This is a genomic window from Prevotella corporis DSM 18810 = JCM 8529 (assembly GCF_000430525.1).
GTDB lineage: Bacteria > Bacteroidota > Bacteroidia > Bacteroidales > Bacteroidaceae > Prevotella > Prevotella corporis.
Genome location: NZ_AUME01000041.1, coordinates 1 through 25,063 on the forward strand (window position 1 = coordinate 1; position 25,063 = coordinate 25,063).

General features: G+C 45.4%; 22 protein-coding genes and 2 tRNA genes. 7 read left to right on the forward strand and 17 right to left on the reverse strand.

Features of this window, described 5'->3' with window-relative positions; translation table 11 throughout:
- Nucleotides 1-587 precede the first annotated feature (587 nt).
- From H515_RS0108200 to rlmN, 9 genes are all read right to left on the reverse strand, one after another.
- Nucleotides 588-663: transfer RNA gene (locus H515_RS0108200), tRNA-His, on the reverse strand.
- An 89-nt stretch (nt 664-752) separates the two neighbouring features.
- Nucleotides 753-1,151 carry a preprotein translocase subunit SecG gene (secG, locus tag H515_RS0108205; protein ID WP_025877168.1) on the reverse strand — a complete coding sequence of 133 codons (399 nt, stop codon included), beginning with the start codon at nt 1,149-1,151 and terminating at the stop codon, nt 753-755.
- A gap of 9 nt (nt 1,152-1,160) precedes the next feature.
- Complete coding sequence (locus H515_RS0108210; RefSeq protein ID WP_025877171.1) at nt 1,161-1,949, reverse strand: hypothetical protein; 789 nt, start codon at nt 1,947-1,949, stop codon at nt 1,161-1,163.
- A gap of 31 nt (nt 1,950-1,980) precedes the next feature.
- Nucleotides 1,981-2,511 carry an LptE family protein gene (locus H515_RS0108215; protein WP_025877173.1) on the reverse strand — a complete coding sequence of 177 codons (531 nt, stop codon included), beginning with the start codon at nt 2,509-2,511 and terminating at the stop codon, nt 1,981-1,983.
- A complete protein-coding gene (locus tag H515_RS0108220; RefSeq protein WP_028901827.1) occupies nt 2,480-3,733 on the reverse strand; it encodes a sigma-54 interaction domain-containing protein in 1,254 nt (417 codons plus the stop codon). Before H515_RS0108220 ends, H515_RS0108215 begins: the two co-directional genes overlap by 32 nt.
- Before the next feature lie 77 nt (nt 3,734-3,810).
- On the reverse strand, nt 3,811-4,818 hold the full coding sequence (locus tag H515_RS0108225) for a lysylphosphatidylglycerol synthase transmembrane domain-containing protein (protein ID WP_025877175.1): 1,008 nt from the start codon (nt 4,816-4,818) through the stop codon (nt 3,811-3,813).
- 46 nt (nt 4,819-4,864) lie between these two features.
- Nucleotides 4,865-5,974: a PdxA family dehydrogenase gene (locus H515_RS0108230; RefSeq protein WP_028901828.1), complete on the reverse strand. Its 1,110-nt coding sequence runs from the start codon at nt 5,972-5,974 to the stop codon at nt 4,865-4,867.
- Nucleotides 5,975-6,089: 115 nt separating this feature from the next.
- Nucleotides 6,090-7,022: a DUF4837 family protein gene (locus tag H515_RS0108235; RefSeq protein ID WP_025877177.1), complete on the reverse strand. Its 933-nt coding sequence runs from the start codon at nt 7,020-7,022 to the stop codon at nt 6,090-6,092.
- Complete coding sequence (rlmN, locus tag H515_RS0108240; protein ID WP_025877179.1) at nt 7,009-8,049, reverse strand: dual-specificity RNA methyltransferase RlmN; 1,041 nt, start codon at nt 8,047-8,049, stop codon at nt 7,009-7,011. Before rlmN ends, H515_RS0108235 begins: the two co-directional genes overlap by 14 nt.
- A 755-nt stretch (nt 8,050-8,804) precedes the next feature.
- Here rlmN and H515_RS0108245 point away from each other — a divergent pair.
- Entirely contained in the window at nt 8,805-9,314 is a 510-nt protein-coding gene (locus tag H515_RS0108245) for a hypothetical protein (protein ID WP_025877181.1), read from the forward strand.
- 295 nt (nt 9,315-9,609) lie between these two features.
- On the opposite strand, the gene H515_RS0108250 is transcribed toward H515_RS0108245, so the two are convergent.
- The 8 genes from H515_RS0108250 to H515_RS0108285 form a co-directional block, all read right to left on the reverse strand.
- A complete protein-coding gene (locus H515_RS0108250; RefSeq protein ID WP_025877183.1) occupies nt 9,610-10,356 on the reverse strand; it encodes a polyprenol monophosphomannose synthase in 747 nt (248 codons plus the stop codon).
- 79 nt (nt 10,357-10,435) lie between these two features.
- The gene (locus H515_RS0108255) at nt 10,436-11,821 is read right to left on the reverse strand and encodes a hypothetical protein (RefSeq protein ID WP_155809289.1); all 1,386 of its coding nucleotides are present in this window, start codon (nt 11,819-11,821) and stop codon (nt 10,436-10,438) included.
- Nucleotides 11,822-11,966: 145 nt separating this feature from the next.
- Nucleotides 11,967-12,776, reverse strand: a complete 810-nt coding sequence (locus H515_RS0108260) for a lysophospholipid acyltransferase family protein (protein ID WP_051274725.1) — start codon at nt 12,774-12,776, stop codon at nt 11,967-11,969.
- A gap of 30 nt (nt 12,777-12,806) precedes the next feature.
- Nucleotides 12,807-13,973, reverse strand: a complete 1,167-nt coding sequence (locus H515_RS0108265; RefSeq protein WP_025877190.1) for a metallophosphoesterase — start codon at nt 13,971-13,973, stop codon at nt 12,807-12,809.
- 7 nt (nt 13,974-13,980) lie between these two features.
- Complete coding sequence (locus H515_RS0108270; protein WP_028901830.1) at nt 13,981-15,321, reverse strand: dihydroorotase; 1,341 nt, start codon at nt 15,319-15,321, stop codon at nt 13,981-13,983.
- A 26-nt stretch (nt 15,322-15,347) separates the two neighbouring features.
- A complete protein-coding gene (locus H515_RS0108275) occupies nt 15,348-16,199 on the reverse strand; it encodes a DUF4369 domain-containing protein (RefSeq protein WP_025877192.1) in 852 nt (283 codons plus the stop codon).
- 105 nt (nt 16,200-16,304) lie between these two features.
- On the reverse strand, nt 16,305-16,730 hold the full coding sequence (locus H515_RS0108280; RefSeq protein ID WP_025877194.1) for a hypothetical protein: 426 nt from the start codon (nt 16,728-16,730) through the stop codon (nt 16,305-16,307).
- Nucleotides 16,714-17,058: an FtsB family cell division protein gene (locus H515_RS0108285; protein WP_025877196.1), complete on the reverse strand. Its 345-nt coding sequence runs from the start codon at nt 17,056-17,058 to the stop codon at nt 16,714-16,716. Before H515_RS0108285 ends, H515_RS0108280 begins: the two co-directional genes overlap by 17 nt.
- Nucleotides 17,059-17,277: 219 nt before the next feature.
- On the opposite strand from H515_RS0108285, the gene H515_RS0108290 reads away from it, so the two are divergent.
- The 6 genes from H515_RS0108290 to H515_RS0108315 form a co-directional block, all read left to right on the forward strand.
- Nucleotides 17,278-19,101, forward strand: coding sequence for a DNA polymerase III subunit gamma/tau (locus H515_RS0108290; protein ID WP_025877198.1), 1,824 nt, complete (start codon nt 17,278-17,280; stop codon nt 19,099-19,101).
- Between the two features lie 86 nt (nt 19,102-19,187).
- A tRNA-Arg gene (locus tag H515_RS0108295) sits at nt 19,188-19,261 on the forward strand.
- Between the two features lie 650 nt (nt 19,262-19,911).
- A complete protein-coding gene (gene pepT, locus H515_RS0108300) occupies nt 19,912-21,135 on the forward strand; it encodes a peptidase T (protein ID WP_025877200.1) in 1,224 nt (407 codons plus the stop codon).
- 226 nt (nt 21,136-21,361) lie between these two features.
- Nucleotides 21,362-23,638 (forward strand): cation:proton antiporter, encoded by a 2,277-nt coding sequence (locus tag H515_RS0108305; protein WP_025877202.1) that lies wholly within the window; start codon nt 21,362-21,364, stop codon nt 23,636-23,638.
- A 106-nt stretch (nt 23,639-23,744) separates the two neighbouring features.
- Nucleotides 23,745-24,704, forward strand: a complete 960-nt coding sequence (locus tag H515_RS0108310) for a calcium/sodium antiporter (RefSeq protein WP_028901831.1) — start codon at nt 23,745-23,747, stop codon at nt 24,702-24,704.
- Between the two features lie 87 nt (nt 24,705-24,791).
- Nucleotides 24,792-25,063 (forward strand): transposase (locus H515_RS0108315; RefSeq protein WP_028901832.1); only part of this gene is annotated, 272 nt, incomplete at its 3' end.

Below are 25,063 nucleotides of genomic sequence, written 5' to 3' on the forward strand. Positions count from 1 at the left end.
AGGTCGGAATTATTAAGATAAATAACAAATTATTCCCCCATTGATTTTCTACTGAGCCCAAAAAGTCAGGTTTTATCATGCTGTAGCTGAGCTATAACCAAAGATTATTCACTCCAAATCGAAAAAAGGCTATGGTTGAACTCAAAAAACACTTCGTTTCATCTTGGGATTAAACTTCTGCTTCGTATAAAAGCTGTCAAACGGAACGCAAACAAAAGAACCATTTTTCGGGTAAAGTAATGCTATCTGACTGGAAAAGTTTTTCGAATTCACATCGCTCGATGACGATACATGTTGAACAGGATACCAAACCAAAATCGGCTATTAGACCGAAATTCCGCCATACAATATATACATCGTGGCTTTCAGCCAGCTTTTATCCGATTGCCACAATAGCATGAAACACAATCGGTCTGACAAACAGACAATTCCTGAACAGGCTTAAACCATCAGTGGGAATAGAGGAAGTGAAAATAGACAACTAAAGAACTCTATTTTTGACAACAGTCATGTAGCAATTCATGGCTAACTTAATTGCAAAAGAAAAGCGGAAGTCCTTAGATGAAGGATTTCCGCTTGTTTCTTGAGGGTGGAAGGTGGGACTCGAACCCACGACATTCAGAACCACAATCTGACGCTCTAACCAACTGAACTACGTCCACCGTATTACATGCTTTTGAAAAGCGAGTGCAAAGATACGGGTTTTATTTGTATTTTCCAAACAAATCCCGCACTTTTTTACTTGTTTCTGCTTATTTTGCGGGATTTGCGGGAGCCTGGTTTGGTACGCCCTGTGCTGCTGGTGCTGCACCCTGTGCTGCAGGAGCAGACTGTTTCTGCTGGCTTGCACCAAAATTAGGCAAGTTATTAGGATTGGTAGCGTTTCCTTCGGTGGCTGAACGCTCAATAACACTTTGATCTGTATTTGCAGATGGTACAACCAGAGTTGACAAAACGCTGAAAACAGCCATTGCTATAGCTAATCCCCATGTTGCCTTTTCGATGAAGTCGGTTGTCTTGCGGACGCCCATGATAGCGTTTGAAGATGAGAAGTTAGACGAAAGTCCCCCACCTTTTGACTCTTGAATGAGAACAACTCCAATCATTAATACTGCTGCAATAACGATGAGTATTATTAATAACCAATACATTTCTTACTATTATTTTTTATTGTTATTTATTATCAATTTCTCCAAAAAACGGATTTGGTCTGCAAAGTAACGATTTTTTTTCGGATATACCAAATTTAATCGCTTAATAATTTCCAAAGCCTTTGAATATCTGCCCTGTTTGATGTAAATTCGTGCCAATGTTTCGGTGAAATAACCAGTGTCTTCTACCTCCATTTCCCCCTCTTCATCCATCTCTGGCTCGTACTCCGTAGCATCCTGAAGGACAATTCTTCCACCTTCTTTGTTGATAAATTCGTCAATCAGGCTTTGTCCTCTGAGCTCCGGTGTCTCAGCTTTTTTCTTGTTATTCTCTGTTTCCAGTAGATAAGCCACATAATCTACTGTGGCATCAGCTGGAGTAGGCATCCTCTGCGCCTCTTCAGACGGTTGCTCTTCCTTAGGTATGTTTTCCAAAAAGTTTTCGATGAGCGAAACCGTCCTGTCTTGTCGTTTCTCCGCCTCCTGTTCTCCAGATGCTCTCTGTTGTGAATCTGAAGTGTAGGTGTTCTCTCCGTCCACCTGATTTGCCTTGGAAACATCACGCAACTGATAATGTGGCTCTTCGACGAGCCTGAACAAGGTACGGCGGTCAGTAACAAAGATAGCTGCCCGGCGCAACTCTTCGTCAAAAGTCGGGTCGTGGAGGAGGAAAAGATTCTGTAACAGTAATATACGGGCTGGCTGATAATAGGGATACAGCGCAAGCAGACTTCGTAAATCATACAAGGTCTCTTTGTTGAGATTCTCAGGATGTTTGAAGTAGAAAGCTATATCCATTATTCTCTGAAAAACATCTTTATTTCGTTGATTACCAATTGGCTACAGCAGCATTGAATATCTGTTCGGTCAAGTCTTTCACCATCTGTTCAACCAATCTTTCCTGTACCGAGTTCAAACTTTCCGTTGTTTCATAGGTGGCCGTAGCCGTAAACTGTCGTTCAAAGTCCTCATTATGATTGGTATTATTGGTAAAACGCACATTGACTGTCATTGAAAGTTCGGTCTGAGCTGAATATCCTTCGCTTGAAACGCTCTTGTTGCGCTGCTGATATTGTGTGATTTCACCTTCGATTTTCATGTCCCCATTCCTCTTTACCTGTTCCAATCGGGTGTGATTGGCAAAGATGTCTTTAAGTCTGTTGTTGAACATTGGAGCCATCGGTCCCCAAACATAGGTCGCACGTATCGGAAAATCTGCAATCTGAATGCTTTTCACCTTGGTATAATCAATGCTGGCTCCGTTAAACTTATAGCTCACCGAGCAGGAAGCCAAGCAAAGGATGCTGACGAAACAGATAAGACACGGCTTACCCAACCGGTTTAGTATTGTCCAGACCATATTGTTTGATTCTTCTGTAAAGAGTTCTGTCGCTGATTCCCAATTCCTGGGCTGCTTTTTTTCTATTCCCATTGTTTCGTTCCAAAGCCTTCTCCACCAGTTGTCTGCCTATATCGCTTAGATTCAGCGTTTCCGGCTCGGAAATTTCCTCTGCTTCAGCATATTCAATCTGGCTGACTGGCGCAGATACTGGTGTAATAGGCTTTGCCGATACTGGCAAATTGCCTGACGATTCGCTAGAGAGCGAATCGAAAGCATGTGCTCTGTCGAGCGCACGGGTCTCCTCAAGCTGCTTCCTCACCGTGTTCAGGTCTCGCCGCAAGTCGCTCACATTGCCACGAAGCTCATAAAGTATCTTGTAGAGCAAATCTCTTTCACTCTCAAAGCTGTGTTTTCCTCCCCCGGGCACAATAGCAAGCTGGGTGCTCTCGGGGTCACGCGGAATGAATTGGGTCAGCATTTCTGCCGTTATTTCCCGCTGTTCGCTCAGGATAGACATCTGTTCAGTGATGTTTTTCAACTGTCTTACATTGCCTGGCCACTTGTAATGCAACATTATCTGTTTGGCGTCGTCGGCCAATGTTATCTTGGGCAAGCGATATTTCTCAGCCATCTGCATGGCAAAGAGACGGAACAGCAAGAGGATATCCTCGCCACGGTCGCGAAGTGGTGGCATCTGAATAGGAATAGTGTTGAGACGATAGAACAAATCCTCACGGAATTTGCCCTCGCTCACAGCCTTCCGCATGTTCACATTTGTGGCAGCGACGATACGGACATCGGTTTTGCGAATCTCCTGACCACCCACGCGAATATATTCTCCCGACTCCAGTACACGAAGGAGTTTCGCCTGGGTAGCCAAAGGCAACTCTCCCACCTCATCAAGGAAGATCGTACCTTTGTTTGCCGTGCCGAAATAGCCCGCACTCTCGCCGATTGCGCCGGTAAAAGAGCCTTTCTCGTGCCCAAAAAGCTCGCTGTCTATAGTCCCTTCAGGTATGGAACCACAGTTTATGGCAAAATATTTCTCCCTCTTTCGTGGTGAATTGTCATGGATTATTCGAGGTATCGCTTCCTTTCCCACACCACTCTCTCCGATAATCAGGACAGAGAGGTCGGTAGAAGCCACCTGTAGGGCTATATCCAACGCCCTATTGAGGGTATTGCAGTTACCCACTATATTGTAACGCTGCTTGATGCGCTGTAATTCAGTATTGTTCATTTAGCTGACAAATTTACATCTTTTATTCCAATTTTACACCAATTATCTGCAATTTTGGCAGAGTTTAACAGATGGATTCAGCTTTTTCGATGTTGTTTATTGAACTTTATGAGCAAGAGACCTATGGCAGTCCAAATCAACTCTCTGACTCTGACGATGAGTGCTACGAAAATACCAGCGCTGGCTGTGAGTCCAAGGCCCGAAACAGACATCAGGAAACCTCCTTCCCGACCTCCCAGCTGCAAAGGCATGAAGAACAACAAATTGGCGAAAAGTGTTGTAAAGGAAATAATGAGGATACAATTAAGGTAATTCACACTGGGGAAGAGCACCAAAAGAATGAAATAAACCTCCAAAGCACTGAATACACGACACATCAGCTCAGACAACACAACGGAAAAGAATGTCTTTCGCTGCTGATTGTGCAGTGCTGCGATCTGGTTGTCGATGTTTCTGAGCTGCTCATCATGCTCAACGACATATCGTTTGGCCCATTTCCTCACTCCGGGTATATTCCCCAGCAGCCTCATCATCCTCACCGCCAGGCCTTTCTTGTACCCTGACAGGAAAAACCAAATGGCAACGACACAGAAAGTGCCAACAAGGGAAAGAATGATGGCCATAAACACACTCACCTCCTGTGTGAGAATGAAAAGCGAGATTGAGAGAAGCCAGAACCAGAAATGACTGAATATATGTGTCATGACAAACAATAGCACCGATGAGGTAGCCCGTTCCACGCCGATCTTGGGCGTCAGCTCCATGATACGATAGGGCTCGCCCCCCATCAGACCACCTGGGGTAGCATAATTCAGCGCAAACCCCGATACGCTCACCTTGTAAAGCCACCAGAACGGGATAACTATCTTCGTCTTTTCCTCTTTCGTTTCCTGACTTCTTATGATGAAATACCATGACGCTGTGTTGAAGATGTAAAGGAAGAACCACAAGGCTACTACTGCAAAGAACCAATACCCGGCATTTTGCAAGCCTTTCCAGACCTTGTCAAAGTCAAGCTGTGTCACCATGACGATGAGCACAACGATACCAAAGATGAAGAATCCGTTCTGGTATTTCTTTTTCATTGACTATATAATATTAGACGGATAAAACAAGTCTTCTCAAAGAATGTTATTCGCTTCGTGGAGTACGGTCATCTCGTCTTTTAGGGATAGCAAAGCGCACCTTGTCGCTCTCATCGCGTTTCTCCTTGTATAGTTTTTGAAGAGGATGCGCCGTAGGCTCATCATATTCCCTACGATTGCGGAAAATGTCGATAGCCAGATAGATGGCATGGCGCATTGGCATCTCGTCGGCAACACCTTTGCCAGCAATGCCAAAACAAGCCGTAGTGTCAGGTGCGGTTCTCACGAGCGGAAGCCCAGCAAGATAGTTCACTCCGCCTTCTACCGTCAATGCGCGGAAAGGTGCGATTCCCTGATCGTAATACATTGCCAGTATGGCATCGAACTTCTCCCAGTCGCTTCCACCAAAGAACTGGTCGGCTGCATAAGGTCCAAATGCCTGAATGCCCTTCTCTTCGAGGGTTTCGATTGCAGGATTGATAATCTCCTGTTCCTCGGTCCCCAACAGTCCGTTGGCCCCCGCCTTGGGATTGAGCGAGAGAACAGCGATGCGTGGGTTGGATATCCGGAAATCACGGCGCACACTATTATGCAACACGGTTGCACAATCAATGATGGTGCTTGAGGTTACCGATTCCACAACTTGCTTCAGAGGCAGGTTTCTGGTAGCCAAAGCGACACGGAGACTTTCGTTGATGAGAACCGAAATGCCTTGTCCCTCAACCTCCAGATGGTCTTCGATGTAACGACTCTGACCGCTGAAATGGAATTGCTCATTATTGTCTATTGGAGCTGTAACGAGTACATCGAAAACACCTTTCCGATAATCTTCCAAGGCCCTGTCAACTGCCAAAAGACCAGCGTTTCCCGATTCCTCGGAAGGCACGCCCAGTTCCACTTTTATTTCCTCATCGAACACTGGAATGAAGTTAATCCGACCGTCCTTTATCTCCTCCACGTCGTTGACGATGGTGAAGTTTGCAGGAATATTCAAGGCATTGCGGTGATATGTGGCCACCTTCGGAGAGCCATAGATAACGGGAGTGCAGAGTTCGAGCATCTCCTGTTCAGCAAAGGTTTTAAAAATCAGTTCATATCCTATTCCGTTTGTATCGCCATGAGTAATGGCAACACGGATTTTTCTGTTTTCACTCATACTTTATCGTATATATATATTATTCTTATCTTTTCAATTCTATTTGCTCTAAGTTCATCAGTTCATATCCGATGGTCTGGTTCTCCCCTTACTGGCAACGACTTCCCGTTCCACCCTACTTTGTATAATTCAGTGTATAGAGTGAGGCCTCAAGACGCCTTAGTATATCCCGCTTTTTCGATTCAGGGGCATAAACGAACGCCTCGGCCACCAAACGGCGGTTCTTCCGCTGGGCAAAGGGTTTGACATAGGCTATAAAAGGTCCTCCCATCGCATCATTTCGCATCTCCCACAGCCCACGGATTGTCGTTGATTTGCCTTTGTTCCCTACCGTGGAGGCTATACTTGAAGTGAGCATATACATATTGTCGTGTTCGCCGAGGATATTTATCCTCATCACACTGTCGCGTTGTTGCCTGAAGTCTTCTATCCCGACGGTGTACAAACAGATATTCGCCATGCCCGAATTGGCATTGTTCGACAACCACAAGAAGTCGTTCCCCACCTTGCTGGCTATCATGTCGGTGGGGACTCGCATATCGACACCGAACATTTTCCTAACGGTTTCCTCGGCTTTGACATTGCTCTTTCTTTCCAATTCCTGTTCCACACGTGACAATTCAGCCTTTATCAGATAGTTTCTAAGCAAGTTTCCTTTCTTCGAGAGAAACCGACCGAGCTGTTCGGCATTAGGTGCGACAACCGAGACAATCACCTGCGGACGGGCATAAACATTCTCTTGCACGAGCACCTCCGAAGTCCGACAACGCACACTGTCAATTTTCAGCATTACAATGTTGCGGGCCAGCTCGTAGTTGTCCTTGAACTGACTTGGCATGATTTCTGAAACGTCAAAACAAGGCTCGGCATGTGGCAGTCCCACCATATCTGCCGACAACACACTGTAAAGCACACTATCCTCGTCGCCAACTACCAAGACCTCGTATGGGCGCCCTCCGCTTTTCGGCAGAAGCTGTTTTTCCTGACAGGAAGCCAGCACCAGCATTGCCAGCAGGCAACTAAGGAATAACTTGCTATGCCCTTTCATCAGCAATCTTCTTAGCAGTGGAAAGCAGACCGCAAGCAGCGAAGATGTCTTGTCCGCGACTTGCGCGAATCGTTGTAAAGACCCCATGTCCGGTAAGATAGTCCCTGAACTCCTCCATCTTCTTGTCGTCAACCCCACGGAGGGGCACATTGGGGATGGTGTGGAAGCGAATGAGATTGAACCGACAATCCAAGCCTTTCACCAACTCGACGATGGCCTTGGCATGATTCAGCGAATCGTTGACACCGCTGAACACTATATATTCAAACGAGAGCCGACGCTGGTGCGAGAAATCGTAATTCCTGAGCAATTCGACAATGTCTGCAATCGACATCCCTCTCTCTGCGGGCATTAGCATGGAGCGTTCTGAGGGTATTGGATGGTGCATGCTGATGGCGACATGGCAATCGCTTTCTTCCAAGAACCGTTTCAGCTTGCCTTTGATGCCGATGCTGCTCACGGTGATGCGCTTGGGCGACCACGCATAGCCATAATCGGCCGTCATTACTTGAGTTGCGCGCAGCACATTGTCGTAGTTGTCCATCGGCTCTCCTTGTCCCATGAATACGATGTTGGTGAGTTTATCGCGCTCAGGTAGCGAATAAATCTGATTCAGGATATCGACAGCCGAAAGATTCCCCTCAAATCCCTGCTTGCCTGTCTGACAAAACAGGCAGTTCATCTTGCAACCCACTTGCGACGAGACACAGAGCGTGGCTCGATCGTCGTCAGGGATATACACGGTCTCGACGAATTTCCCCTCTTCTGTTGGAAAAAGATATTTTATTGTACCATCCTTGGAATACTGTGCATCAATGTGTTGCCTGCAGCCTATGGTATAATTTTCGCCCAGTTTCTCCCTGTTCGCTTTCGAGATGTTCGTCATCTCGTCAATCGAGGCTACGTGTTGAGTGTAAAGCCACTTTGCCATCTGTGTGCCAGCAAAGGCAGGCATGCCCAATTCCTTGGCGACGGCTTTGAGCTCAAGCAAATTCATGCCTAAGAGCGGTTTCTTTACGACTTCCATTACTCGTTCTATTTATATTATGGTGCAAAGATAACTAAAAAATAATGAACAGCTATGCTTTTGCCCATTTATATCATAGTTTCACAGTCACAGTCCTTTACATCGTGTAGCGGATGCCAACGAAGATAACAGCTTCGGCTGTTGACGATCCCGATTGTCAGGCGCGCTTCACTGAAGGGAACGCTTTGTAAAGAATTATTCCCTGAATTTAACACTTGAAAAATATCAAACCAGAAGCCGACAGCAACCTCTCTGATGGCGATTAAGGAGATATTCTGACCCAACTAATGTTCCAGAACAGTCGTTTGCTGACCTTTCGGGTGTCGATGGCTGATCTTTTACACTTCAATAGGTCAGTGTTGGAAGGCGAAAGCTCGATCAATGGGCAACAAAAAGGCGTATGATTTTCACCTTTTCACCTCAAGTTTTACAAACGGTTTTATAACTCGCTACAGATCAAAAGATTACAAATCAAGTCAAAATTTGCGTATTGGCGAGCGAAGATGGGGAGGCTTACCTGAAGGCGAATTATGAGGAAGGCATTGTAAAATATTTTCGCAGAATCCTGAACAGGTCCATATCACTACACGTCAACCGCCATTGTGCGACAACTTAGACCTTTGACCACTCTCGTGTTTCATTGGTGATTTTGACAGGACGAAGCACTCCGGCGGACCGTTTTTTATCAGTAACAGATAATAAAAGAACGCTATCATGCGTTTAATAATGTGAAACTACAAAATGATGATAAAATTATGAAGAATTTAGTCTTGTTCTGCCTGCTGGTAAGCTCATTGACTTTGGGCCTCACCGCTTGTCACAGGGAGCCCGAACCCACGGAAAGCTATCTGAAAAATGAAGCGGTCAGAAAGCTTTATTATGAGAAAACGCTCGGAAAATGGTATTTTGAGAAAAAAACATCGCGCAGGAAATACTATTGTTCGTTTGAGTTCAAGGAGAAAGGGGTGTATAACGAAAGAGAGATACTCATCGAACGCGACAGTATGCTGGTGAATGGTGTCCCGACTTATGGAGACTGGCAAACGGCAATAGACACAACATTTACCGACAAATGGAGGATGGGATGGAGTCAGGACTTTGATATCAAGTATATCGCCATCTACAACACCTCCCCCACAGGCGGAGCTGTTGTCAACCACCGTGAGTTTATCACTGTTGACAATGACAATCTGGTGTTTGCCAACTGGCTCTACGGTAACGACCTAACGGTTTTCAAGCGTGGCAACCCTGGTCCTTCGTTCTGATGAGTCATAGACGTGGCATCAGACCACAAGAGCCGGATTGCCGATTGACCGTATTGTTCCCTGCCAGCTCTCGTCCGTCAGCTGGCAACACGCTGGTCGAAACGGTTCGATGTGTACCGCTACGTTTCCTGTGAGACGACAGATGAGTTGCACATCCCCCATGTAAAACCGATTCAACCCCAAACCCACGATTAGGGACTGAACCGCAAAGAACTGTCAACGCTTCATCCAGATAGGAACAAAGAAGGTACAATGGTTTCCCATCGTGCCTTTTCTTATATCAAAAAAGTCTGTCTTAATCTTTTATTTCAGGATATTTTCTGAACCATCCGTCTATGCGCAACCGCACGACACCAAAGAGAGCCTCGGAGAAAATACCGCCACTCATCTTGCTTGTACCCTCCCGACGGTTGACGAATATAACGGGGACTTCCTTTATTTGGAAACCTATCTTATGGGCAGTGTATTTCATTTCGATTTGGAAAGCATAGCCCTTGAATCGGATTTCGTCCAAAGGAATGGTTTCCAACACCTTCCGACGGTAGCAGACAAAGCCCGCTGTGGTGTCATGAACATGGAAACCAGTGACGAAACGCACATATTTGCTTGCAAAATAGCTCATCAGCACACGACCAATAGGCCAGTTAACAACATTCACTCCGCTGACATAGCGAGAGCCGACGGCTACATCGTAGCCCTCGTTATGTGTGGCATCGTAGAGCCGAGGGAGGTCTTTAGGGTCGTGGCTGAAGTCGGCATCCATTTCGAAGATATACTTATAGCTTCGTTCCAGCGCCCACTTGAAGCCGCTGATATAGGCTGTTCCAAGACCAAGTTTCCCTGTACGCTCGACAATGAACAAACGGTCGGAGAACTCTGTCTCGATCATTTGGTGCACAATGCGTGCCGTTCCGTCGGGGCTACCGTCGTCAATCACAAGGATATGGAAGCATTTCTCAAGGGCAAACACTGCCCTGACAATCTTCTCTATATTCTCTTTCTCGTTGTATGTCGGAATGATTACTATGCTGTCGCTTTCCATTATTCTTTGTTTTTTGCAAAATTAGTATTTATTTTTGAATGGAACAAACGTTTATTTCTTTTTTATCCTATCAATATTTCTATGGCAACCATCTACTGTCCAACAACCTGACATTGCCATAGGGCGGCTTTTTCTCTGATTTTGAAATATTGAGGAACTTCAGCTTGATGGCCGATAGTCTGAAAAAATCACTATCAAAGTCTTTTATTGATGTAATGACCTTATCCTTCTGCCGATATCTGTCTTTGTAACTATCTACTATTGGGAGTAACATAGGTTTACAAAAGGGAATACTCTCCATAGAATCAGACAAATCTTCATCCGCTTCCAACCCATATAACTGAATGAGTTTTCGCCCATTCTCAAAAAGCATTTCCATTCTTATCTGCTTTACCTTTGCCGTGTCAAGATCAAGTGCGACCTCACTTACAAATCTTGGTTTGGCTAACACTATCATCAGTTCATTCATGCCTTTCTCCTTAATGGAATAATCATCCTGAGAAATGGAAAGTTCATCAATAACAGCTTGTTTTTCCTCATAAGTTGAATTGGGGAAATGGCTGACAAACAAATTGATTGGTTGTAAAGAATCCGCTGGGAGATACCACTCTTCATACCTCAACTGAGAGGCTTGATACAGCCATTCACTATCTTCTCCTTTCCAAACTGTAGGTTTGTTTAAGTTCAACAGGTCTATATTGACATTTAAGTTTCGTATTATGCCATCACCAAAGTGCCTCGCACGTTTGAAATCATAATGGATAGCAAAAGCGTTCATAAAGAATCTTCTGGCAAATGGCACGGGACTTCCACCACAGACTTCCACTAGATCCTTTTCACCCAAAAAATATCTATTAATTACTTGGTCGAAAAGGGCACATTCATTGGAAGCATAGACTTTATATTTTACATTCAAGGAAACGGTATCGCCACGATTGACACCAAATTGCGTGTAGTACCACCTCCGTTTAACTTCCGGAGTAAAATCCATAAAAGAAGAATCTACACTTCCATCAGGCAGCGTATCTTTATATATCTCGTATTCTGAAGCCCGGATACTTTCCAAAGCATCTTGAAATTGCAACTCTTTGCCATCCAAACTGAACCCCACATCTTTAATGTAATGAGAGTTCCATCCACGCTCATATACGCTCTCAAAAATATAGGAGTCATCAAATCCCCATCCTCCAAATTCAGATTCTTCGTAATCAATTGGGAATCCATAGTCAATGGCCGGATAATCCTTCTTTGAATTGTTGAACAAGGTGTAGGTAATGTCAAAGCAATTATAAAGCCCCTCATGCTTTACATTTACAACTTCTTTCAGTATTGAAATATCAGAAATTGTCAAAGGTTCGGGATTGGCTACTCTGCAAATTGCAGAATATCGCATAACAGGGTCGCCATTGGCTTTGACGAGCAATGGAATGACAAAAATCGCAGTAACCAACAGTAGCTTCTTCATAATGGTATAAGTCATTCTGCTCAAAGTCAGAATAAATAATTATTCCCCACAAAAATAGTTCTTTTCTTTGACAGTTCCAAATAATTCAAAATGAATATCAACAAGCAACCTGAATTTACAGGATATTATTCGTTAAAAGCCAATGTTATTGATCTGGATTCTCCACATACCCCTGATATTCAGTGTCCAAAGCGGAGCTGACAGCTTGATAAGCCTCCTCCATTGTCTGCCTCTCGTACTCTGCGCCCTTTCCTTTCGGGAAGATGGGCTTATGAATCGTCAGTCGGAGTGGATGCCATGTGGGGAGATGCCAGTCTTTAGTGCGTGGCATCACATCGAACGAGCCGTTGATGGTGAGCGGACATACAGGAAGCTGTATTTCGTCGGCCAGCATGAAAGCACCACGGCGGAACTTTCCCATGTGACCGGTAAAAGTTCGTGCTCCTTCGGGGAACACAACCAACGACATGCCCTCTTTTAAGGTCTCGCGGGCCTCATCGTAGGTCTTTTTTATCTTGCTCGCACCACTCTTATCGACAAAAATATGATGAGCCGACTGGCTTGCAGCACCGATGAAAGGTATTTTACGAAGGCCCTTTTTCATCATCCACTTGAAGTTACGGCCTAAGAACCCATAAATGAGGAATATGTCGAATGCCCCCTGATGATTGCTGACAAAGACATAGCTCTGATTAGGAATCAAGTTCTCGCGCCCCTCAACCTTAACTGGCAGAAATAAAAGACGAATGGTCAGCCATCCCCAATACCTTCCCGGATAATAACCCCAGAAATGTCCGTTGCCGAGAGCACAGCCGATGATTATCGACAATGACACTATAACACAAAAGACGATAAAAATAGGCAAAAAAATGAGAACTGTGTAAATACCATACAGTACAACTAATATTATCTTCAGCGCACTTTTCCACGCATTAGTCTTATGTTTCGGATTCATAATATCAGTAATCGGAAAATTATCAATATTCTACTTCGAATGCAAGGTGATGACAGTCACCTCATTCGGCATGTTCAAACGGAACGGAACAAGCCCTCCCAAACCGGCTGTGACATACAGAAAGCGCTTATTCTCCTCATAAAGCCCATAGTCTTCAGTCTGCAACAACTGTGTCGGACGGAAGCCAAACACTTGCATTTGGCTGGCATGTGTATGGCCGCTGAGTGTCAACTGCGCATGGCTATCGGGCAGAATCGAGCGCCGCCAGGCAGAGGGATCGTGCTGAAGCATGATAACAAATGCATCCTTCCCCACTCCACGCAAGGTTGCAGGCATATTTACTCTACCCAATCCTGGAACTTTTCCATCGTTTTCCTCACCACATATATATAAGGTGTCATTGCCACGGTGTAAAACAACATTGCTATTATTCAGCAATGTCCATCCCAAAGAATCACGAATCAAATGTTTAAGTTTCTGTTCTTGTAGTGCCAGTTCATCGGGTGAGCCCTTAACATAGTACGTGTAATCATGATTTCCAAGGACAGCAATAGTGCCTTTCATTGGTTTCTTAAGGTAATGGGCAAGATTCTCAACTTCTTGGGGGCGCATGTTCTGAATGTCGCCAGTAAAAAGAATCTGGTCGGCCTGCTGCTTGCTGATGCTATCCATTTCTGCAGCTAAGATATGCTCGCGCCATCCCTCGAATGTTCCCAAGTGGAGATCAGAGACATGGACAATCTTGAAACCATCGAAAGAAGTTGGAAGATTGTCAAATGCAAGGTCTATGTGCTTTACACGCACCTCGGAAAAGCCGAGCGTAAGTCCATAAATGTATGTTCCCACCATGAAAGCGCCGACCAACAAGCCAATGTAATGTCCCCAGTTGCGGTGGGTGTGTGTTATGAATTTCCTGACAAACCAGCCAATGGATGAGAAAAGGGCAAAGATGGCCTTTGGACCGACGACAAGGCCAATCAACACAAGATAGGTGTTGAGCCACGTAAGGTCATGCGGCGCAAAGTCTTTGATAGATGCCAGTCCGGCGGTATAAGTCACAAGGAAAATGGTTGGTATCCACCAGAGCAGTCGCAACCACCATGATATTTTGTAGTGCTTGCGGAAATAGTGGACGTCGATGTAAACATCGGACAGCACTATGATAAGCAACAGGGGAATAACAATTCTTGCTATCATTTACTTTTTATCTAAAACGCAGCTGCTCGCCACGATATTCGGAATCAAATATCCCATCGTTCAATATGTGTTTGCCGTTGCAAAACGTGTGAATAACCTTCCATTGGTATTCGTGTCCTTGCATTGGGCTCCATTTGCACTTACTTTGTATAATGTCTTCGGTAACAGTCCAGGGGACCTGAGGTTTGACAATAACAATGTCTGCCTTGTAATCCTTACGCAAGAACCCACGCTTGTCAATCGAAAAAAGCCGTGCTGGGGCATGGGACATCAGCTCTGTCAATCTCTCTATGGTAAGAATGCCATTATCCACCAGTTCCAACATCGTCACCAAGGAGAATTGAATCATTGGCATGCCTGACATTGCCTTTGCGCATCCCCCTTGTTTTTGAGCTAGCAGATGAGGGGCGTGGTCTGTTCCAATAGTCGTTATCCGTCCATTCATCAGCGCCTTGCGCAGTTCGGTGCGGTCTTTCAATGTCTTTACTGAAGGATTGCACTTGATTAAAGCCTTTTTGGTAAGGTAATCCTCATTCGTGAAATATAAATGAGCTATCACCGCTTCGAAAGTCAGATTCCCTTTCGCCCCTGGAATGTCAAGCAAGGAAAGCTCGCGGGCCGTTGACAGATGGGCAATGTGGAGATGCGCTTTATGTTTCAGCGCCAATTCAACTGCCAGGCGAGACGATTGCCAACACGCCTCCTCGCTCCTTATCTCACAATGGTGGATAATGGAAGGGTCATCGCCATACTTCGCTTTTGCAGCCTTCATGTTTTCATTGATGATGCCTGAGTCCTCACAATGCGTCATTACAGGGAGGTTCATCTTCGCTGCGGCATCAAACGCATTATCCAAAGCATTGGGTCGGTCAACGAGCATATTTCCAGTGGATGCACCCATGAAAAGCTTCACACCAGGAACACTATGGACATCCAACTGTTTGATGATGTCGGCATTAGCATTCGTCGCACCGAAAAAGAAACTGTAATTTACATGACTGCTTCGCTTTGCTCGTGCCAACTTATCGTTCAGAGCCTCAAGAGAGGTCGTTTGTGGATTGGTGTTTGGCATCTCAATGAACGATGTCACTCCACCAAAGACTGCAGCTGTGCTTTCTGTATCAATTGTTGCCTTTTCCTCCATTCCCGGCTCACGGAAATGAACATGCGTGTCGATTATACCTGGCATTACAAAACAACCCGTGGCATCGATTGTCTCATCAAATGTGCCACGGGGAACCAGATCTCCATCTATAATCTCGACTATCGTTTCGTCTTCAATGACAATTGCCCCTTCAAAAGCTCGGCCTTCGTTGACAATCGTACCGCCTGTAATGAGTTTCCTCATCTCATTATCTTATTTATATTTGTAGGTTATTTGCCGATTTGTGCAGAATCGCCAGCCATTTCAGCTGGTGTGGGAGGAACTATATCAGCACTTGGAGCCGCTCCCGGAACCGCCATATGTTGTGGCTCTGCCGTTCCGTTCATTTCCTTTTGCGCCTGTAGGAAGTTTGCATAAAACTCTTTCACATGAGGATTATCCTTGAAACTGGCTGGTGCCTTCGTCATAATATACTCAACCCATGAAGGAAGCTGACTGACTGCATTTACATACAAGTAATCGTTCATCCAAATAGGATATGCATCAGGAGTTGTATCGTACGTCACACGGGTGAAAAAGCCCCAGGGCGCTAGGATATTGTCGAAATTCTCTGTCACAAAATTAGTGAAAAGCTTGTCACCATCGGCATATACCTGAAGGGCTTTCTTTATCAGGCGTGCGTTTACCGCCTCCTCATCTTGCCCATTGAGTATGGCCGCACTCTCCTCATGGTCAATTTCTGCATACTGGTTGCGCAGCTGCGTGAACTTTTTCCAGAAAGTATTCAGCTTGTCGTTGAGTGGTGTTCCGCTAACACTCTGCTGTGTATTATCCAGCTTCAACACGATATCACCTTGTTCAAGCACAATAGGGAACTGGAGGTTTATGTCATCCATAAACACTTGTACGATTTTAGCAGAATCGACAGATCCGTGGAAAACGAATTCACCATGCACGACATCGCAAGAATCCAAATTCAAAAGTGAATCAGCATGAGAAGCTTTGAGATACAGCTTACGCCCATCCAGACTTGAGACATTCGACGTTCCCAGAATATTATAGGATTTGGCGCAAGATGTAAATATTGCGAGAGAAATAATAGCGTAAAGTATTTTGTTCATATACATACTCCTTGTTCAAACACAAATATACAATGTATAGTTGGGGTTACGAAAGTTTTTCATTCAATTTAAAACAAATCAATCCTTTTTTAGTGTTTTTTCAACTTAGGCATTGTTTTCCTTGTTAAGTTCATAACTGATACGATGGGTTGTATAAACTTCTATCACGGCAGAAATAAGCAAAAGTACGACCCAGTTGTTTCGGAAGATGGAGACATAATTAGTGTAATCACCAATATACTTTACGAATAAAGGCTTCAACAGACAGTATGAATTTTCTACCATGAATAAGCCTGCAAGAATAAAACCAATATTGGCAATACACATAATCTTGCGAAGCCGCCTGATAGTGATACTCTCACCCAAATATTTCTGGCGCATCTGCATGATCACGAAAAGTATTGAGCCACACAACATCAGCCAACAGGCTACGGATTGTCGAATAAAGAAAGCGTAAAGTCCGGTCCCGACCACCATAAGCACGCCCCCTACGAGGAACAACAAACTCTCAATTTTACTCAGTTGCTTCATTTTGATTACTATTTCCAACAGTTTCCTCGTCGTCACTCAACACAAAGATGTCTTCATCATCGGCTTTCATGAAATAACGCTGGCGAGCAATCTTTGCCATAGCGTTAGGATTTCGCTTTATATCTTTCAACATTTCACTATCATGGCGGTATTGTTCCTCATATTCAGCGATTTCAGACTTCAAATCCTCAATCTGATAGGCATATTTTATCCGCTTCATGAAGCTGTTCTCATCAAATACCCCCACAACAAGGATACCGAGTATAACAACAATGTGGAATTTGAACCTGCTGAGGAAATAGAAGATATGTCCTGTAATTTTACTCACGCTAATGACTGTTGATTAGTAACGGAAGCAAGCGACAACTCATCAGGAAAAAACCTGTTGCCGTCAAGCCTTTCTATCAGTTGCAAAAGTAATCAAAAGATTTGATAATATAGGTGAGAAGATTAAGAATTTTATCAAATTAACAATTAAATCTATCCACGTCCAACCCTCATATCTCAAGTTTTTACTACCTTTGCAAAAACTAACATTTTTTGAATTATGGACGAATATATCGTTTCGGCACGAAAATACCGCCCCATCACCTTCGACTCTGTGGTAGGTCAGCAAGCACTGACAACTACTTTGAAGAACGCTGTGAAGAGCCAGAAGCTCGCTCATGCCTATCTTTTCTGCGGTCCGCGAGGTGTAGGAAAGACCACTTGTGCGCGCATCTTCGCCAAAACCATCAACTGCGAGCACCCTACAGCCGATGGAGAGGCTTGCAACGAATGCGAGAGCTGTCAGTCGTTCAACGAGGGACGAAGCTACAACATCTTCGAGCTTGACGCTGCAAGCAACAACTCAGTGGAAAACATCAAGTCTCTGATGGACCAAACACGCATACCGCCACAGGTAGGGTGCTACAAGGTGTTCATCATCGACGAGGTTCACATGCTCTCGACTGCAGCCTTCAACGCATTTCTCAAAACGCTGGAGGAGCCCCCAGCACACGTTATATTCATTCTTGCCACAACAGAGAAGCACAAAATTCTTCCGACCATCCTGTCACGGTGTCAGATTTACGACTTTGAAAGGATGACTGTGCCCAACATAATCAGCCACCTCAAAGAGGTTGCAGAGAAAGAAGGCATAAAATACGAGGAACAAGCTCTCAGCGTCATTGCCGAGAAAGCGGACGGGGGTATGCGCGATGCGCTTTCAATCTTCGACCAAGCAGCAAGTTTCTCGCAAGGCGACATCACCTATCAGAAAGTGATTGAGGACCTCAACGTGCTGGATGAGGAAAACTATTTCAACATTGTTGACATGGCATTGGAAAACAAGGTGAGCGACATCATGCTCTTGCTCAACAACGTCATCAACAAAGGCTTCGATGGAGGACACCTCATCAACGGACTGGCATCCCACATGCGTAACGTCCTCATGGCGAAAGACGCCCAGACACTCCCACTGCTCGAAGTGAGCAAACAGCAAATGGCCAAGTTTCAGAAACAGGCACAGAAGTGCCCCACTCCGTTCCTCTACAAGGCTCTACAGATTATGAATCGCTGCGACGTGGAGTACCGGCAGAGTTCCAACAAGCGCCTATTGGTTGAGATAACACTCATACAGGTGGCTCAGCTCACACAGAAGGATGACGACGTGCCTGCGTCGGGGCGAAGCCCTAAACGTTTGAAATCCCTGTTCAAGAATCTTATCATCAAGGCTCAGCCTAAACCAGTCCAGCAGGTGACTGGGGCGAGCCGCGGCAGCGCCTCACGAGAGGCAAGAAACGAAGAAGCGACGACTTTGGTGGCAAAGAACTCAGCCGGTAGCGTCGCCAACACCAACGCACACGTGACCGTTGAGCTCAAAGAGTCAGACAGACCTACCGCCACCGGTACCATGCCCAAGGTCAAACTCGGCAATCTCGGCATGTCGTTCAATAATCTGCTCAATGCCGACAAGCCAAAGACTACACAAGAAGAGGAGATTGAAATAACCAATCAAGACGAGAATCAACTCTTCACCCAGCAGGAACTCATCATCGAGTGGCGAGCCATGTGCAAGCGAATCAGCAAGCGCAACATAGGACTGGCACAGCGAATGAGAAACCTGAAACCTATCGTAACAGAGTGCCCGAAGGTTGAAGTCATTGCCGAGAACAAGATACTGCTTGAGGAGATGCTCGCCATAAGAGGCCGGATACGAGCAACAATGGCAGAACGGCTCCACAATGGCAATATCGAAGTGGTAATAAGACTGGCAAAAGCCGAAGAGTTGAAGCCTATCCTGTCGCCGAGACAAGAGTTGGATAAACTTCAAAAAGAAAACAATGCCATCACCATGCTCATCAACGACCTTGGGCTTGACTTGGCATAGCGCCATAATTCTTATCACATTACAGTAGAAAAGCCACCATTAAATTTTGTCCTTTACAAAGTTTGCAGTATCTTTGCATCCACAATGGCTCCGTAGCTTAGCTGAATAGAGCGTCAGATTCCGGTTCTGAAGGTCTTGGGTTTGAATCCCAACGGAGTCACATTCAAGAGACTATACAATGAAGTATGGTCTCTTTTTTTGTATCGTTGATTAGTACTTCCAATCTTAAAACCACGGCCATTAGAGAGAGTTTCTCGTGCAAAAAGAAGGCGAAATATTCTAATGATAGATTTTTGATTAATCGTTTCAATTAAAACGATTATACTTTTTCATTAAAACGATTATACGTTTTTAGTGAATCGCACGTTACTTTCTTGTTGCACTGTCTTGTTTTCGTTTGGAAAGCGGGGTAAATCTGCTTGGTTACTGGGATATTCAGACGACAGCTTATGGACAAAATCATCTGATCCTTCAGCTATGAAATTTCAAAACATGAGCTTTTGCCGTTCAAAAGATGAGCTTTGACCGAGCAATAGCTCACCTTTTACTTTGTCAAAGCTATTGTAAATATTTTCAGCGAGTTACACAACCGTATAAAACCATGATTTATCATTCACTTCTCAACAGTAGTTCATCCTCAAAAGAATTCTAAAAATTAAAGCCAATCCATCAAGTTTCAATGATACTCAAACACAGTTTCAGTCTCAAAACTTCATCATTACAACAATTTTTAAACCATAGATGTTTTGTTATAAATTAGTTTTTAATTACCTTTGCAACTAATAGAAATAACTAAAATTCCGAAATATTATGGAAATAACTGAGAGATTTATTAATTATACGAAGTTCGACACGCAATCAGCCGATGACTCCGAGACCGTGCCAAGTACGGCGAAACAACTCATTTTCGCGAAATACCTCAAGGAAGAGCTCGAAAGAGAAGGACTCAAGGAAGTAGAAATGGACGAGATGGGCTACATTTACGCCACTCTGCCAGCCACAACCAAGAAGAAAGTCCCAACAATAGGATTCATAGCCCACTACGACACAGCGCTGGATGCCAGCGGTGCCAACGTGAAAGCACGCATTGTGAAGAACTATGACGGAAAAGACATACAGCTAAACGAAAATATGGTATCTTCGCCGAAGATGTTTCCAGAACTGTTGGAGCACAAGGGAGAGGACCTCATCGTAACCGACGGTACAACGCTGCTCGGCGCTGACGATAAGTCGGGTATTGCCGAAATCGTGCAAGCGATGTGCTATCTGCGCGACCACCCCGAAATTGAACACGGAAAGATTCGTGTCGGATTCAATCCTGACGAAGAAATTGGCAAAGGCGCCCATCATTTCGATGTTGAGAAGTTCGGTTGCGAATGGGCCTACACGATGGATGGTGGCGACATCGGTCAGTTGGAGTACGAGAATTTCAATGCCGCAGGTGCGAAAGTCACCATCCACGGCGTGAGCGTTCATACCGGATACGCAAAAGGTAAGATGGTGAATGCCAGCCGACTGGCCATCGAGTTCAACCAGATGCTGCCCCAAGACGAGATTCCTGAGACGACCGAAGGCTACGAAGGCTTCTATCACTTGCTCGGAATCGACAGCCGCTGCGAAGAAGCGAAGCTCAACTACATCATCCGCGACCACGACAGAGAAAAATTCGAGAACCGTAAGAAGGTAATGGAGGAATGCGTCCGGAAGATGAACGAGAAGTATGGCGAGGGAACGGTTGAAATCAACATGAACGACCAGTACTACAACATGAAGGAAAAGATTGATCCGAACATTCATGTCACAGACCTTGTTGTGAAAGCAATGGAGCAAGCAGGAGTGACACCATTGATACAACCCATCCGTGGCGGTACGGACGGCGCCCAGCTCAGCTTCAAAGGTCTCCCATGCCCGAACATCTTCGCTGGCGGAGTCAACTTTCACGGCCCTTATGAGTTCATCTCTATTCAGGTCATGGAAAAGGCCATGCAAGTTATTGTCAACATCTGCCAGCTGACTGCTGGATATAACGACTAACAAACGATTTTGAGGGGAACTAAGGAATTTGACAGTGCAACGGCATTCGCATACAAAACGATTGAAAAATGCTTTTTCCACACAATTCCTTAGTTCCCTTTCTTCTTTCGCTCTCCATGTCGTCCATCGAACAACCGACATCCATTTTTCCCGTTTTAGGCTATAGTCCAAGTATTGTTTTCACATGCACCATCTTCATTAATCCCATCAACTCCTTATCCAATATATGTCAGAACTCCCCGACCTTGTCAAAGACCTCGCACTGATTCTTGTTGTAGCCGGATTCGTTACGTTGCTGTTCAAGAAGCTAAACCAACCTTTGGTGCTGGGATACATCGTTGCTGGATTCCTGGTTTCGACCAAAATGCCCTACTTGATGCACGTTATCGATAAAAACGACATACAAACGTGGGCCGATATCGGAGTTATCTTCCTGCTTTTCTCGCTCGGACTCGACTTCTCCATCAAGAAAATACTGAAAATGGGGGCATCGCCCATCATTGCTGCTTGCACTATCCTCCTCTGCATGATGGTGCTCGGCTTTAGCGTGGGCTACTCATTCGGATGGAAAAGAATCGACTGCATCTTTCTCGGTGGAATGCTCTCAATGAGTTCCACTACCATTATATATAAGGCATTTGCCGATATGGGGCTCTCTCAACAAGGTTTCGCCTCTTCGGTGATGAGCGTACTCATTCTGGAGGACATACTCGCTATCGTGATGATGGTGATGCTGAGCGCCGTTGCCGGCGGAACGAGTCCTGATGGAGGACAGATGCTGAACAGTCTGATAAGAATCGGATTCTTCCTTATTCTCTGGTTTGTCATCGGGCTCTTTGCCATCCCCATCTTCCTACGGGCCACACGCAAATACTTGAACAACGAGACACTGCTGATTGTCTCATTGGGATTCTGCTGTCTGATGGCCGTCGTATCCACGCAAGTTGGCTTCAGTGCCGCCTTCGGGGCATTTGTCATGGGCAGCATATTGGCCGAAACTATCGAGGCCGACAAGATAATCAAGGTCGTTGAGCCAGTCAAGAATCTCTTTGGGGCCATCTTCTTCGTATCGGTGGGCATGCTCGTTGATCCCGTCATACTGGTTAAGTATGCCATTCCTATCCTGTTGCTCGTCGTTACCATACTTTTGGGACAGGCAATCTTCGGCACTTTCGGTTTTTTACTTGGAGGACAGTCGTTGAAAAATGCCATGCGCTGTGGGTTTTCAATGGCCCAAATCGGCGAGTTCGCATTCATTATCGCCTCCCTTGGATTATCATTGGGGGTCATAGGCGAGTTCCTTTATCCAGTTGTAGTCGCGGTTTCAGTTATCACAACATTTCTCACACCTTACATGATCAGTGGTGCTGAGCCGTGCTACAACTTCTTTCTCCGCCACCTTCCCAAGAAATGGGTGAGACGTCTTGAGCATATCTCAAATGGTTCTACGGAAGCTTTGTCCAGCAACAATCAATGGAGGAGCCTCATTCGGGCAATGTTGGTCAACACGCTTATCTACGGAATCCTCTCGATAGCGACAATCACACTGATGTTCTCACTAACACTGCCCTTCTTCCGGCAAGTCTCCACCGACCTTACGGGCACACATTGGGCAGGGAACGTTGCGTGCGGACTTGTCACTATGCTGCTCATCTCCCCCTTCCTGCGGTCCATTGTCATGAAGAAAAATCATTCAGAGGAGTTCAAGAACTTGTGGACAATGAGCCGAATCAACAGGCTTCCGCTCGTATTCACTGTTCTGGCACGCGTCGTCATCGCACTGATGTTCATTTTTTACATCTGCAACTATCTGACACGTTTCAAGAATGCAATCCTCATTGTCATAGCCATCGGCTTCCTCATTCTCATGGTTCTATCAAGAAGACTGAAGAAACGGAGCATCACCCTGGAACGTCTCTTCATACAAAACCTAAGGGGACGAGAGATAGAAGCACAGGTAAGGGGCAGACGTCGCCCACTCTTTGAGGGCCATCTGCTCGACCGCAACATCCACATCGGTAGCTTCGAAGTGCCCGAAGATTCAGCATGGGCTGGCAAAACACTCCACCAGCTACAGCTACGCAACCGCTTCGGAGTCCACGTCAGCAGCCTTTTGCGTGGCTCTCATCGAATCAACATTCCAGGAGGGAATACGATTCTCTTCCCCAGCGACAAGATTCAGGCCATAGGCAGCGACGAACAGCTCGCCAGTCTTTCAATAGCCATCAAACGGGAGATACACCCAGAAGAGACAGACATAGAGAAACGGGAGATGGTTTTGCGCCAAATCATGATTACGGACAACAGCCCTTTCATCGGAAAGAAGCTCCAAGACAGTGGCATTCGCGACCAATACAACTGCATGGTGGTAGGGGTGGACGAAGGACAGTGGCACATTACCCTCGTCAATCCTTCACGTTTGCTTCAGGCGGGCGACCTTCTGTGGATTGTAGGTGAGCGAGAGCACCTCAAAAGGGTACAAGAAGTCAACCAATCATTGTAACATCACGTTTCGCAGAGGCCGTTTCTCAAGTTGGAATATGTATCATAGCCACATGTTTGTTAATTATTTTATTTATCTTTGCACAGTAATCATATACAATTAAGTTATGTTGCTGAATACAGTTTTTATCGTTGTGGGCGTTGCTCTTGTGCTTTGGGGAGCCGATAGGTTAACCGAGGGTGCCGTTGCCATAGCCGAGAGGATGAATATCTCACAAATAGTAATCGGATTGACAGTCGTTGCCATGGGGACAAGCATGCCAGAGTTTTGTGTAAGTCTGGTGTCGGCCTTGAAAGGTACACCCGACATGGCCGTAGGAAACATTGTCGGTTCCAACATTTTCAATGTATTGTTGATTGTTGGATTATCTGCCGTGGTTTCACCCATGAAGATTCTCAAGACGACGGTCAAGAAAGACATACCCTTTGCCCTTGTTGCTGCCGTCATTCTGATGATGATGTGCTTTGATGGCAAGATAGGGCGGTTCGATGCCTCTGTCCTATTTGCTCTTTTCCTCATCTTTATGTATATGACCGTCCACGGAGCACAGGTGGAAAAAGGCGAAATGAGAAAAGAAAGTCAACTGGTCGCGGCTGACCTCTCACAGAAGCCGAGAATGTCGTCAGCTCTCTCAGCCATTTGGGTTATCGTCGGCCTGACTTGCCTTATCTTCGGAAGTAATTTATTTGTTGAAGGAGCCACCCAGGTTGCCGCAACATTAGGTGTCTCACAAGCGGTCATAGGTTTAACCATCGTTGCCGGCGGTACGTCGCTACCAGAACTGGCAACGAGTGTCGTGGCTGCGCGCAAGGGCAACAGTGGAATCGCCATCGGGAATGTCTTAGGTTCGAATGTTTTCAATATCCTTGCAATCCTTGGTGCGACAGGATTGATTTCGCCAATGGTCATTCAAGGCATTACGATGACCGACCTTTCCATCATGGTTATCTCGATGATCATGATTTGGTTATTCTCCTTCACAAAATATACCATTGAGCGTTGGGAGGGAATTATCCTCTCGCTGGTGTTCGTTGCCTATATGGGATTCTTGATTGTGAATGCCTGACGGGAGGAGACAACGGTACTGTCCTATAAAAGTGTGTAAGCTCCTTTTTTCTTATCTTTGTATTTGTAAACCATAAAAAAGAAAAAAATGAAACTTACACATTCGCAAATTTCGGAAATTCTTTCGAATTACACAAGCAGCAGCGAGGGTTTTGTTACCCTTCAGTCATTAATCATGAACTCCCTGATGTATCATGAACGAGAGTTGTTCGTCAGCGAAAATGCCCATGAGCAATGCAATGGCTTCCGTTCTCGCCGTTGGTACAGTCACGGCTTTGAGTTCTCGCTCCGTATTCCGCGCAGTCGTAGCGGAAACTTCTATCCCATTCTCTTAGGGTTGATACGCAGCGAAAGTGAGGA